Annotated in this window: 15 protein-coding genes; 7 read left to right on the top strand and 8 right to left on the bottom strand. The window is 73.4% G+C overall.

What is annotated here, in order from left to right:
* Positions 1 to 39: 39 nt before the first annotated feature.
* Together BM290_RS08555 and BM290_RS08550 are read right to left on the bottom strand one after the other, a co-directional pair.
* Positions 40 to 666 carry a phosphatase PAP2 family protein gene (locus BM290_RS08555; RefSeq protein ID WP_093611791.1) on the bottom strand — a complete coding sequence of 209 codons (627 nt, stop codon included), beginning with the start codon at positions 664 to 666 and terminating at the stop codon, positions 40 to 42.
* Positions 667 to 705: 39 nt separating this feature from the next.
* Positions 706 to 2475: a methyl-accepting chemotaxis protein gene (locus BM290_RS08550; RefSeq protein ID WP_093611789.1), complete on the bottom strand. Its 1770-nt coding sequence runs from the start codon at positions 2473 to 2475 to the stop codon at positions 706 to 708.
* Between the two features lie 83 nt (positions 2476 to 2558).
* Between BM290_RS08550 and BM290_RS08545 the strand changes: the two genes are divergently transcribed.
* Positions 2559 to 4778, top strand: coding sequence for a putative bifunctional diguanylate cyclase/phosphodiesterase (locus tag BM290_RS08545; RefSeq protein WP_093612433.1), 2220 nt, complete (start codon positions 2559 to 2561; stop codon positions 4776 to 4778).
* 282 nt (positions 4779 to 5060) lie between these two features.
* Here the strand turns inward: BM290_RS08545 and BM290_RS08540 are convergent, their stop codons facing one another.
* Complete coding sequence (locus tag BM290_RS08540; protein ID WP_093611787.1) at positions 5061 to 5735, bottom strand: SGNH/GDSL hydrolase family protein; 675 nt, start codon at positions 5733 to 5735, stop codon at positions 5061 to 5063.
* Positions 5736 to 5787: 52 nt separating this feature from the next.
* Here BM290_RS08540 and BM290_RS08535 point away from each other — a divergent pair, with 52 nt between their 5' ends.
* Entirely contained in the window at positions 5788 to 6408 is a 621-nt protein-coding gene (locus tag BM290_RS08535) for a TetR/AcrR family transcriptional regulator (RefSeq protein WP_203779038.1), read from the top strand.
* 285 nt (positions 6409 to 6693) lie between these two features.
* On the opposite strand, the gene BM290_RS08530 is transcribed toward BM290_RS08535, so the two are convergent.
* Positions 6694 to 6996, bottom strand: coding sequence for a DUF1905 domain-containing protein (locus BM290_RS08530; RefSeq protein WP_093611783.1), 303 nt, complete (start codon positions 6994 to 6996; stop codon positions 6694 to 6696).
* 29 nt (positions 6997 to 7025) lie between these two features.
* Positions 7026 to 7367 carry a VOC family protein gene (locus BM290_RS08525; RefSeq protein ID WP_093611781.1) on the bottom strand — a complete coding sequence of 114 codons (342 nt, stop codon included), beginning with the start codon at positions 7365 to 7367 and terminating at the stop codon, positions 7026 to 7028.
* 100 nt (positions 7368 to 7467) lie between these two features.
* Between BM290_RS08525 and BM290_RS08520 the strand changes: the two genes are divergently transcribed.
* Genes BM290_RS08520 through BM290_RS08510 form a run of 3 tightly spaced genes read left to right on the top strand, consistent with a single transcriptional unit; the run spans position 7468 to position 9333 of the window.
* Positions 7468 to 8217: a lytic polysaccharide monooxygenase gene (locus tag BM290_RS08520; RefSeq protein WP_093611779.1), complete on the top strand. Its 750-nt coding sequence runs from the start codon at positions 7468 to 7470 to the stop codon at positions 8215 to 8217.
* Positions 8202 to 8774, top strand: a complete 573-nt coding sequence (locus BM290_RS08515; RefSeq protein WP_275413073.1) for a DUF305 domain-containing protein — start codon at positions 8202 to 8204, stop codon at positions 8772 to 8774. Before BM290_RS08520 ends, BM290_RS08515 begins: the two co-directional genes overlap by 16 nt.
* A 43-nt stretch (positions 8775 to 8817) precedes the next feature.
* Complete coding sequence (locus tag BM290_RS08510) at positions 8818 to 9333, top strand: GNAT family N-acetyltransferase (RefSeq protein ID WP_093611777.1); 516 nt, start codon at positions 8818 to 8820, stop codon at positions 9331 to 9333.
* Here the strand turns inward: BM290_RS08510 and BM290_RS08505 are convergent.
* Positions 9323 to 10240, bottom strand: coding sequence for a LysR family transcriptional regulator (locus tag BM290_RS08505; protein WP_093611775.1), 918 nt, complete (start codon positions 10238 to 10240; stop codon positions 9323 to 9325). The two genes, BM290_RS08510 and BM290_RS08505, sit on opposite strands and share 11 nt — an antisense overlap.
* Positions 10241 to 10310: 70 nt before the next feature.
* Here BM290_RS08505 and BM290_RS08500 point away from each other — a divergent pair, with 70 nt between their 5' ends.
* Both BM290_RS08500 and BM290_RS08495 read left to right on the top strand, forming a co-directional pair.
* The gene (locus BM290_RS08500; RefSeq protein WP_093611773.1) at positions 10311 to 11243 is read left to right on the top strand and encodes a DMT family transporter; all 933 of its coding nucleotides are present in this window, start codon (positions 10311 to 10313) and stop codon (positions 11241 to 11243) included.
* A gap of 17 nt (positions 11244 to 11260) precedes the next feature.
* Positions 11261 to 12280, top strand: coding sequence for a sulfotransferase family protein (locus BM290_RS08495; protein WP_093611771.1), 1020 nt, complete (start codon positions 11261 to 11263; stop codon positions 12278 to 12280).
* Here BM290_RS08495 and BM290_RS08490 read toward each other — a convergent pair.
* Positions 12273 to 12911 (bottom strand): response regulator, encoded by a 639-nt coding sequence (locus tag BM290_RS08490; protein ID WP_093611769.1) that lies wholly within the window; start codon positions 12909 to 12911, stop codon positions 12273 to 12275. The genes BM290_RS08495 and BM290_RS08490 overlap by 8 nt on opposite strands.
* The gene (locus BM290_RS08485) at positions 12908 to 14077 is read right to left on the bottom strand and encodes a sensor histidine kinase (protein ID WP_093611767.1); all 1170 of its coding nucleotides are present in this window, start codon (positions 14075 to 14077) and stop codon (positions 12908 to 12910) included. The genes BM290_RS08490 and BM290_RS08485 overlap by 4 nt, the downstream gene beginning before the upstream one ends.
* Positions 14078 to 14140: the final 63 nt, after the last annotated feature.

The following is a 14140-nucleotide window of genomic DNA, read 5'->3' as shown; positions in this document are numbered from 1 at the left end:
GCGGGCCCGTGGGAAGGGGCTCGGCGCGCCGCTGCCGCGTCATCGCTGACCGGCCGGCTCGGCCGCCCGGGTCCTGGTGAAGGCCCGGGCGGTGAGCAGCGGCACCGCCACGCCGAGCAGCAGGCCGGCGACGACGTCGCTGGTCCAGTGGACGCCCAGATAGACCCGGCTGAGCGCGGTCAGCAGCGGGATCGACCACCACAGCCACCGGTTGCCGAAGAGCATCACCACGATCGTCACGGCGAGGGCGCTGTTCAGCGCGTGGCCGGACGGGAACGCGTAGCCGACCGCTGCCGCCACCGGGTCCAGGAAGTCGGGGCGGGCCCGGCCGAACAGCAGTTTCAGCAGGCCGCCCAGGACGCCGCCGGCGATCATCGTGACCGCCGCCCAGATCGCCGCCCGGCGCTGCCCGCGCCGGGCCAGCCAGATCACCAGGGCCAGCACGGCCACCCGGAACACGGTGGGCTGGAACACGTTCGTCACCCAGACCATCGCCGTGGTGAGGGCCGGGACCGCGTGCGCGACCTCGTGCAGCCGGTCGGCGACCACCCGGTCCAGCGCGCGCAGCGGCGCCCAGCCGGCGCTCACGAACGCCGCGAGCACAGCGGCCGGCACCAGCGGCAGGACCGCCAGACCGGCGCGTACGACAGGAGGCTCAGACCGCATAGCCGACCATTACCCCACACCCCACCTGCGAAGCTCCTGTCAGAACATCTCCATCCGCCGGTCGCCGTCCGGCCCGCCGGTGAGCCGGGCCCGGTCGGTGGAGAAGTCGTTGATCTGGCCGATCGCGTTCTGCACCTGGTCGACCAGGCCGCTGATGTTGACCTGCTGGTCGTCGGCTACCGCCCGGACCCGGCCGATCGCCGCCCGTACACTCTCGATCGTGTCCGTCATCGTGGCGACCGCCCCCGAGACGTCGGTGGCCGTGCTGGTCAGTGTGTTCAGCGTCGCGGTGATCCGCTCGGTCGACTCGGCCGTGTCGTCGGCGAGCTTGCGCACCTCGTCGGCGACGACCGCGAAACCGAGCCCGGCATGACCGGCCCGGGCCGCCTCGATCGTCGCGTTGAGGGCCAGCATCCGGGTCTGCCCGGCGATCGCCGCGATCATCGCCACCATCTCCCGGGTCGCCGGCAGGCTGACCGTCAGCGCCTCGGCCGCCTGGTCGGCCCGTTCCGCGTGGTCGGCCATCTGCTCGATCGCGGCGTGCGCCGTCGCGGCCCCGTCGTTGATGTCCTGCACCGACGCCTTCACCGCGTCGACCCCGCGCACCGTGTCGCCCAGCTGGTAGGCGACACCCCCGATGATCTGCTCGGACTCGGCCTCCACCCGGCGCAGCATCTCCGCCCGCTGGGCCTCCCGCTCCCGGGCCTCCCGCTGCCGCTCGTGCTCCTCGCGGGCGCGCATCTCGGCGAGCTCGGCGGTGTTCGCCTCGATCGCCGCGAGCATGTCGTTGATCGCGCCCGCCACCACGTTGATGTCGGCGTCGTCGGACGGCGGCACCCGCAGCGCCAGATCGTGCGAGCTCATGATCTTCTCGGTGGTCCGGCGCAGCGGCTTGACGTGATGCCGGACCGCCCGGCGCATCGCCATGCTGATCGCCAGCCCGGCGAGCGCCACCGCCAGCAGCACCACCACGCCCAGCCGGGCCAGGGTGACCCGCGCCTGGGCGAGGATCGGCCGGTCGCTGAGCCCTTCGAAGGTGATCGGCACACCGTCCGCCCCGGTGAGCGTGCACGCCACCGCGATGTCCCCGCCGGCCACCGCCGTGGTGACCGTGATCGGGCCGAACTCGCTGGACAGCTCCCGCAGCGTCTCGGCGCCCTGCCGAGGGGCGGCGCGCAGGGTGATCTCGTCGTCGGTCTGCCCGGTCAGCGACGCCAGCCCCGCGCGGTCCAGCTCGCGCATCACCAGCAGGTGCCCGTTCGAGGCGCCGACGCCCTCGTCACGGTAGACGGGGAACGAGCAGAACTCGGTCGGTGTGCCGGTCACGCTGGTCAGCCCGCAGTAGTGGGAGCCGGCCGGCCCGTCGCGCAGATACCCGGCCAGGGTCGCCGGGTCGTCCAGTGGCGCCGGGGCGGGCCGGTACGCCGAGCCGGTGATGCGCCCACCGGCCCGGATGCCACCCTGCCGGTCGGTGACCATCGCCGCGGTGAAGCCGTACTGGCCGGTCAGCACGTCCGGCGGCAGGTCGATCGCGAACTGCCGGGCGTCCCGGTTCGCCAGGTCGTCGTAGAGGGAGGTCCAGATCGAGTTGGTCACCCCGAAATCCCGCAGCCGCTGCGCGTGGGCGCTGATCGCGACCCGCAGCTCCTCCGCCTCCCGGCCCACCTGCGAGCGCTCCACCCGGTCGAACGCCGACACCGTCACCAGGTAGACCGGCACGCCCAGGATGACCAGCATCGCCGCCACCAGGCCCAGGACCGGCAGCAGCTCACCCCGGCGCAAGGCCGCGGCCGGCCGGAATCGCCCCACACCACCATCCTCGCCTCTTCCGGGCGGCCGCTGAGGCCGGATCGCTCAACCGGCCGTCGGCCCGGACGATTGCGCAGGACGTGGTGAAGCGGGTCCCCTTGTGGGCGGGATGGCTGGTGGCGGCGCTCATCGCCGCGCTGTGCTTCCCGCTCGTGCCCGACGACACCCTGCCTGCCAAGATCTACGTCAACACGGTGGGGCTCTCCTCGGTGGCGGCCATGGTCGTCGGCATCGTGCGCAACCGGCCCGAGCACTGGCGGGCGTGGGCGCTGTTCGCCGCCGGGGTGCTGACCTTCGTCTCCGGTGACATCACGTACGACGTGACCGAGCTGCGGCTCGGCGAGTACCCGTACCCGTACTGGGCGGACCTGCTGTACCTGTCGGCGTACCCGCTGCTCTGGGCCTCGCTGTCGAGGCTCGGCAGCTCCCGCGGCGACCGGGAGCGCGGCGCCCTCATCGACGCCGCGATCATCTCCACCGGCATCGGACTGATCTTCTGGGTGTGGGTGGTCGGCCCCACCCTGCAGGACGCCGGGGCGCCGCTGCTGGAACGGCTCGTCACCATCGGCTATCCGCTCGCCGATGTGCTGCTCACCACCGCCGTCGCCCGGATGCTCACCCGCGCCGGCAACCGCACCCCCAGCATGCGGCTGATGGTGGCCGGGGCGGTCATCATGCTGAGCTGCGACCTGATCTACACCACGATGTCGAGCACGGCCGAGTACACCGGCGGGTTCGTCGATTCCGGGTTCCTGATGGCGTACGCGTCCTGGGGCGCCGCCGCCCTGCACCCGAGCATGCGCCGCCGCCCCGACACCGTCCTCGATGTGCACCGGATCGGCCGGTTCCGGCTGGTCCTGCTCACCGCCTTCGTGCTGATCCCGCCCGGCCTGCTGTTCTTCCAGGGCGCGGGCGACCCGGCCGGCATCGCCTGGGCCTCCCTCGGCGCCGGCGCGGTCGTGTTGTGCCTGCTCGTGGTGATGCGGATGTGGGGGCTGGTGCAGCAGGTCAAGGTACAGGCGTCCCGCCTCGGTGACCTGGCCATGCACGATCCGCTGACCGGGCTCGCCAACCGGCGCGCGTTCGAGGAGCAGCTCGGGGCCGCGGTCGCCACCGGCACACCGACCGTGCTGCTGCTCGACCTGAACGGGTTCAAGGCGGTCAACGACCGGTTCGGGCACGCCGTCGGCGACGAGCTGCTGGCCGCCGTCGCGGCCCGGATCAGCGGCGAGATCCCGGCCGGCGCGGTCGCGGCCCGGATGGGCGGGGACGAGTTCGCCGTGCTGCTGCCCGCCGACGCCGGCGAGGATCTGGCGGTCCGGCTGCGGGCCGCGATCCACCAGCCGGTCCGCGCCGGCGGCCAGGACCTGCTCGTCGGCGCGAGCATCGGCATCGCCGGGGACGTCACCGACCCGGTCGAGGTGCTGCGCCGGGCCGACGTCGCCATGTACGCCGCGAAAGCCGACGGCGGCCGGCACCGCCGCTACACCGCCGACCTGGACACCAGCACCGACGAGGAGGCCCGCCTCGGCGCCGAGCTGCGGACCGCCCTGGACCGTGGCGAGTTCCACCTCGTCTACCAGCCGATCGTCGAGCTGCCGACCGGCGCCGTGCTGGCCGTGGAGAGCCTGGTCCGCTGGTGGCACCCGGATCGCGGCTACGTGCGGCCGGACGTGTTCATCCCGGTCGCCGAGCGCACCGGCCTCATCGTCGAGCTCGGCGAGTGGATCCTCCGGACCGCCTGCCTGCAGTTCGCCGACTGGTGGCGGCACGGCGTCGCCCCGTACCGCTTCGGCGTCAACGTCTCCGCCCGCCAGCTGGCCGAACCCGGCTTCGTCTCGCTGGTCGCCGCCGTCCTCGCCGAGACCGGCGTCCACCCGGCCCGCCTGATCGTCGAGGTGACCGAGACCGCCGTCTTCGGCGGCGGCGCCGCGGTCCGGGCCGTGCACGAGCTGACCGAGCTGGGCGTCGAGATCGCCCTCGACGACTTCGGCACCGGGCACTCGTCGCTCGGCCTGCTGCAGACGCTCCCGGTCCGCATCCTCAAGGTCGACAAGTCCTTCGTCGAGAACGTCACGATGGCCGGCCGCCACGCCGTCATCGCCACCTCCCTCATCCAGGTCGCCAACGGCCTCGGGCTGGTCGCCGTCGCCGAGGGCGTCGAGACCGCCGAACAGGCCGCCGAGCTGTACCGCCTCGGCTACCGCCGGGCCCAGGGATACCACTTCGGGCGCCCCGAGATGGCGAAACCGCTGTCCGGCGCCGCCGCCCTCCCCGGGCTTCCGGCAGGCGGTCCGGGCTGAGGTCAGAGCACTTCATCCGGTACGGACCGCCCCGCCCCGCCGAACCGGGACCGTCCCGCGATCACCCCGCGACGCGGCAGCGGTTCCGGACCGCAGCGCGGCCGCCGGGCTGAATGCGGTGGTCACCGCCGAAACCCGCCAACCGGTCCCGCGCGCATCCGGTCCCGCGCGCATCCGGTCCCGTCTGCGGTGGGCCGCTGGAGCTGGATGCAAGCCGTCACCCTGAGAGTGGGGCGCCCGCGGTCCGGGGTCTGCTGGATCGCCGGCGTCGGGTGCAAGCCGTCACGCCAGCAGCGGGGCGGCCCGGGTGGCGAGCAGGCGGCCCCAGATGCGGTAGGCGGGGGGAGCCGGGTGGAAGCCGTCGGCGGCGAACAGGCCGGGCTCGTCGACCGGGATGTCGCCGACCGGAAGATGGTGGGTGGCCGGGAGCTCGGCGGCGACCGCGGCCAGACGGCGGTCGAGGCGACGGGCGTGCGAGCCGAACAGGAGCCGTGCCGGCGCGGGCAGAACCGGGAAGCGGTGGACCGGGGGCAGACCGGACAGCAGCACCGGGACAGGATCGTCGCCGGCCGTCCCGGTGACCTGGCGGAGTGCGGTGATCAGGCGGGCCACGTCGCGCTGGAAGGCGGCGGGGCGGCGCAGCCGGGTGGTGTCGTTGACGCCGACGGCGATGACCACCACGTCGGGGCGCCGGCCGGTGTCCGGGTCGGTGAGGTGGGGCAGCAGCGCGGTGACGGTGCGGGCGGTGGCCCCGCCGCGGGCCGCGACCCGCCAGGCGACGGCCCGGCCCAGGCTCGCGCCGAGGGCCGTGGCGAGCTGGCCGGCCAGGGCGGTGGCGTGGTCGGGCGCGCCGAACCCGGCGGCCGACGAGTCACCGAGCAGCGCCAGCCGCAGGGCGGGACCGGGCCCCGGGGTCTCGCCGTGTCGCGGCCCGCCCGCCGGGAACACCTTCGCCATGGTCCACCTCCATAACAGGTGTTATACCTATAACAGTCGTTATCCTAGGCCCGTGGTGAAGCCAGGTCGAGACCCCCGGGCAGAGCTCGTCGAGGCGGGCGCGCGGGTGCTGGCCGAGCAGGGGCCGGGCGCGCTGTCGGCGCGGTCGCTGGCCCGCGCGGCCGGGACGTCGACGATGGCCGTCTACACCCACTTCGGCGGCATGCCCGCGGTGGTCCGGGCGATCATCCACGAGGGGTTCGCCCGGCTCGCGGCGGAGCTGGCCGGGGTGCCGCCGACCGCCGATCCGGTCACCGACTGCGCCGCCCTGGCCCTCGCCTACCGCCGGGCCGCCCATCGGGCCCCGCATCTGTACCGGGTGATGTTCGGCGCCACCGGCTTCGAACTCACCGACGAGAACCGGGGGATCGGCGCCTACACCCTGCGGGTCGCCCGGGACGCCGTCGCCCGCTGCATCGAGGCCGGCCGCTTCCACCCGGCCGAGCCGTGGGTGCTGACCCGCCGGTCCTGGTGCCTCGCGCACGGCCTGGTGAGCCTGGAGCTGGCCGGTTTCCTCGGCGACCCGGCGGCCGGCGACGCCGACTTCCGCGCCCACCTGACCGGCTTCGCCGTCGGCGCCGGCGACGACCCGGCCCGAGCCCAGGCATCGATCGCCGAGGCCTTCACCCAGTAAGGCCGGTCGTCACCGGTCGCGGGCTGTCGCTCCGGGTGAGGCGGGGCGTCGCGGGTCGCGGGCTGTCGCTCCGGGTGAGGCGGGGCGTCGCGGGTCGCGGGCTGTCGCCCCGGGTGAGGCCGGACGCCGCCGGGTCACGGGCTGTCGCCCCGGTTGAGGCCGGACGTCGCCGGGTCGCGGGCAGCCGCGCCGTGAGGCCGGGGCTCACCGGTCGTGGGCGGTCGCCCCGTCAGGTCGATGGCCGCCGGTTGCGGGCTGCCGCCCCGTGAGGCCGGGCGTCGCCGGTCAGAGGTCGAGCAGCTCGACGGTCACGGTGGCGATGTCGCCGGCGGTCAGTGACTCGGCGGTGCGGATCGCCCGTTTCACCGGCAGCACGTAGGCGTTGCGGCCGCTGTCCGGGAAGATCGAGGTCGTCCAGGAGGTGCGCCCGACCGTGGCCCGCACCCGCAGCGACCCGAACCCGCGCCGGAACCCGCCGGCCACGTCACGGATCTCCTCGGACGCCTCCACCGGCAGGCTGACGAACGTCCAGGTCTCGTCGCGCCGCGCGTCCCACACCCACAACTCGCTCTCGAACTCCACCTTCACGCCCGCAGCATGCCACCCGGGTACGACATTCAGCCCGGCCCGCCGCCGAAGCCGATCTCGTTGCCGTCCGGATCGCGGTAAGTGATCTTGCGGACGCCGTTCTCGTACGTCTCCTCCCGATCCGGCGTCAGCCCGCGCTCCGCGATCCCGGCGACCCGGTCGTCGAGGTCCCCGGTGAAGAGGGTGATCAGGCCGTGCCCGGCGTGGGCGGGCCGGTGCTCGACGTAGACGTACCGGTGCTCGGCGATCTCCCACACCGACTCGACGTCGTTGGGTGAGAACGCGGGCGGCCCGCCGAACAGCTTCCGATACCAGCTGAGGGCGGCCGGATAGTCGCTCACGGAGATTCCGGCGAACAGGTCAACGGACATCGTACGAGCGTAACGAGCCCTAAAAATTCCTTAACACTGTTTACTGTAAGGAGTCTTTAATTTACGTTGGTGAACACGCAACACTTGACAAGGAGCAAGCATGCGACGCAGGTTCACCCTTCCCGCGCTGACCGTCGCCGCGGTCGGCGGATCCCTCTTCGTGGCCGTCTCCCCGGCGTCCGCGCACGGCTACATCTCCTCCCCGCCCAGCCGTCAGGCGAACTGCGCGAGCGGCGCGGTCTCCGGCTGCGGCGACATCGTCTACGAGCCGCAGAGCGTCGAGGCGCCCAAGGGTTCGATGCAGTGCAACGGCGGCACCAGCCGGTTCACCGTCCTGAACGACGGCGCCAAGAGCTGGCCGGCGGCGAACGCCGGCACCAGCGTCACCTTCAACTGGGTGCTGACCGCCCGCCACGCCACCTCGACGTGGGAGTACTTCATCGGCAACAGGCTGGTCGCGTCGTTCAACGACAACGGGGCGCAGCCGGGGGCCACCAAGTCGCACACGGTGAACTTCGCCGGCTACACCGGACGGCAGACCGTGCTGGCCCGGTGGAACGTGGCCGACACGATCAACGCGTTCTACTCGTGCGTGGACCTGAACTTCGGCGGCGTCACCACCCCGACGCCTACGCCGACCACCCCCACCCCGACGCCGACCACGCCGACACCGACGCCGACCCCGACGCAGACGACCAACCCCGGGGCGACCTCGTGGAAGGCCGGCACCGCGTACCGGGCGGGCGACCGGGTGACCTACAACGGCGCCACCTACCAGTGCCGGCAGGCGCACACCGCGCTGACCGGCTGGGAGCCCCCGTACGTCGCGGCGCTGTGGGCCGCCGTCTAGCCGGAACGGGCGGCCGGGCCTGCCGGGCCGCCCTCACCCTGCTGCTGGTGTGCCTGCTGGCGGCGTGCGGCGCGGACGAGCCGGCGGCGCCCGCGGGCAACGACACCGACGTGATGTTCCTGCAGATGGGGCTGGCGCAGATCACCGAGGGCGACCGGGTCGCGGAGCTGGCCGAGGCCCGGGCGGCCGACCCGCGGATCCGCGCGGTCGCCGGGGAGCTGCGCGGCCAGTGGCGCACCGAGCACGACACGATGCGGGGCTGGCTCGAGCAGTGGGGCCGGCCGCTGGCGGCGGACCCGTCGGTGGGGCTGCACGCCGGGCACGGCGACCTGCACTCGCTGCGCGAGGAGGACTTCGAGGGCCTGCGCGCGCTGGCGGGCGCCGAGTTCGACAGGGCTGCGGTGGCGCTGCTGCTCGGCAACCTGCACAACGCGATGGAGACCATCCGGATGGAGGCCGGCGGTGGGTCGTACCCCGCGGCGGTTGATCTGGCCGAACGCATGACGGAGGCGCGGCAGGGGCAGATCCAGCGGCTTCTCGCGCTGGCGGCGGGCTGAGGCCCGCCGGAAAAGCCTTGGACAGCATGGGTACGGTCGGCGCATGCCCGAACTGACAGCGCCGACCGCCGCCCTGCACGCTTCCTGGATCGAGTCCCGTGACGAGTGGGGCCGTGGCGTCCACCAGGACGGCGCGGGCGTGCGTGAGACCGACGACGTCGACTCGCCGGAGGGTTTCGCCGACTGGGTGGCCCGGCTGACCGACGCGGAGAAGCAGGCGCCGGACGGCTGGGTGCCGTGCACGTTCCGCTGGATCGTCGAGGGTGACCGTTACCTGGGCGCGATCGCGCTGCGCCACGAGCTGAACGACTTCCTGCTGGAGGCCGGCGGCCACATCGGTTACGGCCTGCGCCCGTCGGCCCGCGGCAACGGCCTGGCGAGCTGGGCCCTGGCCCGCATCCTGCCGGAGGCCCGTGCCCGGGGCCTGGAGCGGGTGCTGATCACCTGCAATGTGGACAACGGCGCCTCGGCGCGCACGATCGAGCGCAACGGCGGTGTCCTGGAGGACGTGCGGGACACCGAGATCGGCCGGATCCGCCGTTACTGGATCACGCTGTAGCCAGCGGGGTGGCGGGCAGTGCGGCCACCGTGTCGCGCAGCTCGCCGAGCAGCCCGGCGACCAGCGGGTCGGTGCGCCGCCGCCGGGAGGTGGCGGCCCCGACGTACCGGCACGGGCCGGGCGGCAGCAGCCGGGCCGCGGTGAGGCCGGCCGCGTCGGTGGTGAGCGCCACCTCGGGGATCAGCGCGATGCCCACCCCGGCCCGGACCAGCGACTGCGCGAACTGGTAGTCGGTGCCCCGGCACGCGGTGATCACCTCGAACCCGGCCATCGCCGCGTAGTGCTCCAGGATCTCGCCCACCCACAGGCAGCCGTGCACCCAGCGCTCGCCGGCGAGCTGGGCGATGGCCAGCTCGGCGCGGCCGGCGTGCCGGTGCCCGGCCGGCATCACGATCCACATCGGGTCCTCGAGCAGCGGCGTGAAGTCGAGCCCTGCCGGGATCTGCGGCGGGCCGTCGAAGTGGTAGACGAGCGCCAGGTCGGCCGCGCCGGAGCGGACCAGCGCCAGGCTGTCCTCGGGCTCGCTCTCGATGACGGTCAGCTCGACATCGGGCCGGTCCCGGGTGAACCGGGTCAGCGCGTGCGGCAGGATCCGCTGGCCGCCGCTGGTGAAGGTGGCCACGGTGAGCCGCTCGGCGCCGACCGTGGCCAGCCGGGCGATCTCACGCTCGGCGGTGAGCAGCTCGGCGGCGATGGTGGCGGCGGTCTCGGTGAGCACCCGGCCGGCGTCGGTCAGCTCGACGCCGCGGGTGCTGCGCCGGACGACCGGGGTGCCGACGGTCCGCTCCAGCGCGCTGATCTGCTGGGACACCGCGGACGGGGTGAGCCGCAGCTCGGCGGCGGCGCGGTTGAAGCTGCCCTGCCGGGCGACCTCGGTGAGCACCTGCAGGCGACGCGGATCGATCATCAGTTTTCCTTAACACGGCATCAGTAAGTGACCGCTTCCGCTTACTACCGTACGCGGTCAGGCTGAGGGGGTGAATCGTCTCGCCTGGTCGTTGTTCGTGCTGGTCTCGTTCCTCTGGGGCATCCCGTACCTGCTCATCAAGGTCGCGATCGAGGACCTGTCGCCGGTGCTCGTGGTGGCCGGCCGGACCGCCGTCGCCGCCGCCGTGCTGATCCCGTTCGCCCTGATCCGCGGCACCCTCACGGCCCTGCGCGGCCGGATCCGTGCGGTCGCCCTGATCTCGGCGGTGCACATCATCGGCCCGTTCCTGCTGATCACCTACGGCGAGCAGCACATCACGTCGTCGCTGACCGGCATCCTGATCGCGGTCGAGCCGGTGGTCATCGCGCTGCTGATGGCCCGCGCCGAGCCGCTGACCCCGGGACGCGTCCTCGGCCTGGTGCTCGGCTTCGCCGGGGTGGTCGTGCTGGTCGGCCTCGACCTGGGCGGCGACCGGTACGGCCTGCTCGGCGCCGCCATGGTGCTGACCGCGGCGGTCAGTTACGCGGTCGCCACGATGCTGGTCCAGCGGCGGGTCGCCGACGTGCCGCCGGAGGCGCTGACCGTCGGCACCACCGTGATCACCACCGTCGTGCTGGCGCCGGCCGCCCTGCTCAACCTGCCCGCCGGGCCGGTCAGCGCCCGTTCGTGGGGCGCGCTCGCGATCCTCGGGGTGCTCTGCACGGCGGTCGCCCTGCTCGCCTTCTACCGCCTGATCGCGCTCGCCGGGCCCAACCGGGCGGGCCTGATCACCTACTTCAACCCGGTGGTCGCGGTCCTGCTGGGCGTGGCGCTGCTCGACGAGCCGATCGGGGCGGGCACGATCGGCGGGTTCGCGCTGGTGGTGGCGGGCTGCTGGTTCAGCACCCGGCCGGCCGGCTCACAGGCGGCCGACAGCGTCTCCCTTCCGGCCGCACAGGCTCGTTACGAAACCTCTACCGGGTCATCACGATCGAAGGGATGACCTGGAAGAGGAGCGACATGACTGCGCTGGGTCATTCGGACCGCCCGATCTTCGTCGTCGGCTGCCCCCGGTCCGGCACCACGATGCTGCAACTGATGCTGCACGCCCACCCCCGGATCGCGCTGCCCCCGGAGACCCGGTTCCTGCTGGCCGCCTACCAGAGGCGCGCCCGGTTCGGCGATCTCACCGATCCGGCGCGGCGGCGCGAGCTGGCCGGGTTCGTCGTCGCGTCGTCACAGTTCGCGGACCTCGGCCTGGACCCGGACGAGACGGCCGAGGCGATCGTGGCCGGCCCGCCGACGCTGGGCTCCGCGTTCGGCATCGTCTTCCGGAGCTACGCGCACCGGTTCGGCAAGCCGCGCTGGGGCGACAAACGGCCGCTCTACCTGCGGCACCTGCCGACCATCCTGCGGCTGTTCCCGGACGCGCAGATCATCAACATCATGCGGGACGGCCGGGACTGCGTGGCGTCGCTCAAGGAGACGCCGTGGAAGCCGTCCGACTTCGGCACGCTCGTCGACTACTGGGCGCAGTCGGCCGACGCGTCGCTGCTGGCCGCCCGGCGCTACCCGGCGGACGTCTACCACCAGGTCCGCTACGAGGACCTGGTCGCCGACCCGGAACCCCACCTGCGCCGGATCTGCGGGTTCCTCGGCGAGGCGTACGACCCGGCGATGAGCGCGCCGGACAGGCTCGCGTCGGTCGCCGTCCCGGAGTACAAGACGTGGCACACGCTCACCCATCAGGCGCCCACCACCGAGCGGATCCAGAGCTGGCGTACCCGGCTCACCGAGGACGAGCTGCGCCGGTGCGAGGCGGCCTTCGGGCACCGGCTGACGAAGTTCGGTTACCAGCCGTCGGCGCCGGTCGGCCGCAGCGCCCGGATGCGCTCGGAGGCCCGGCTGATCGCCCGCCACCGGCTCGGCCCGGCCCGGCAGGCGGCCCGGAGCCTGTGGACCCGGGTCCGCTCGTCCGAGGGCGCCGAACCGCCGGTCGCCGCGCTGCTCACCGCGGGCCAGCGCCACGCCGTCAGCTGACCAGCCGGCGCTCCCAGGCCCACGCGGCGATCTCCACCCGGTTCCGGGTGCCCAGCTTGGCGTGGATGCTGCCGAGGTGGGTCTTCACCGTGCCGACCGAGATGAACAGCTCACCGGCGATCTCCGCGTTGGTCTGGCCGCGGGCGGTCAGACGGACCACCTCCAGCTCCCGCGGGGACAGGCCGCCGTCACCACCGGCGGGCGCGGGCGCCGACAGGTGCTGCAGCAGCCGGACCGTGATCGACGGGCTGATCAGCGCGTCCCCGGAGGCCGCCGCCCGGACCGCCTCCACCAGCAGCGCCGGGCCGGAGTCCTTCAGCAGGAAGCCGGCCGCGCCACCGAGCAGCGCCTGATGCACGTACTCGTCGAGGTCGAAGGTGGTCACCACGACCACCTTCACCGGATCGGGCACGTCCGGGCCGGCGAGCAGCCGCAGCGCCTGCAGGCCGTCCATCCGCGGCATCCGGATGTCCATCAGCGCCACGTCCGGCTTCAACCGGCGCGCCTCGGCGACCGCGTCCACCCCGTCGGCGGCCTCACCGACCACCTCCATGTCCGGCTGAGCGCCGATGATCATGCCGAAGCCGGTGCGGACCATCGCCTGGTCGTCGGCGATCAGAACCCGGATCAAGAATTGCTCCATTCCAGCGGCAGCACCGCGTCGACGATCCATCCGCCGCCGACGCCCGGGCCCGCCGTGATCCGGCCGCCCACGGCGCGGACCCGTTCGGCGAGACCGACGAGACCGTACCCCGGACGTTCCCGCACCGTGGGCGTACGGGGCCCGGGCCCGTCGTTGCGCACCCGCACCATCAACTGCAAGGGGGTACGGGTGATCAGCACGTCCACCGACGACGCCTCCACCGCGTGCTGCCGGATGTTGGTGAGCGCCTCCATCACCACCCGGTAGGCCGACGTCGACACCTCCACGGGCAGCCCGGCCAGCTCCCCGTCCACGTGCAGCCGGGCCGACGGGCCGCCGGCCGCGTCGAACTGCCCGACCAGCGTCTCCAGGTCGGACACCCCGGACACCGGGGCGAGCGGCGCGTCCGGTCGCGAATCCGGGTCGCGCAGCACGCCGACCATCCGCCGCATCGACGCCATCGTCTCCGCCCCGGCCTGCTCGATCTGCTCCAGCGCGAGCAGCACCCGCTGCGGGTCCTGCTCGGCGATGAACCGGGCGCCCTGCGCCTGCACCACGATCCCGGTCACGTGGTGGGCGATGAAGTCGTGCAGGTCACGGGCGAACTCGGTGCGCTGCTCGGCGCGGATGGCGTCGACCGCCCGCTGCCGGTTGCCCTCCAGCGTGCGCAGATAGATGCCGACCCCGATGGCGGCCGCCCCGGCCAGCGCCTGGATCAGCCCGAACGTGATGACGATGCTCTCCGACCCGGCCCGCAACGGCAGCATGCCGACCGCCAGCAGCACCACCGCCACCGCCGGGAGCGCCCAGTCGGAGCGGCCCCGGCGCGACACCACCATCAGCACGCCGAGCAGGGCCGCCGACTCGGCCAGACCCCACAGCGAGTTGTACGACGTGCCGCCGTAGAGGAACAGCAGGGCGGTCAACAGCAGCGAGTGCGTGCCCAGCACGAGCGCGGCCCGAGGCAGGCGGGCCGAGCCCTGCCGGTGCGCCGGCAGCCACACCGCGGCCGCGGCGATCGCGGCGCCCACCCGCCACACCGTCACCTCGAGACTGCCCGACGCCAGGCCGCCGTGCAGATCGAGGATGCCGAGCAGGGCCAGCGCCCCGAGAGCGGCGAGCTGACCCATCCGGAGCAGGGCGAGGTTCATCATCGTGACCCAGCGTAGGCGGCCCGGTGACGGTCATCATCGGCCGAAAGTAAGACCCGGCTCCCC

Origin of the sequence: Actinoplanes philippinensis, from assembly GCF_900113015.1 — a bacterium.
Taxonomy (GTDB): domain Bacteria; phylum Actinomycetota; class Actinomycetes; order Mycobacteriales; family Micromonosporaceae; genus Actinoplanes; species Actinoplanes philippinensis.
Note: the sequence above shows the minus strand (reverse complement) of the source record. Positions and strands in the feature narration are given on the sequence as shown.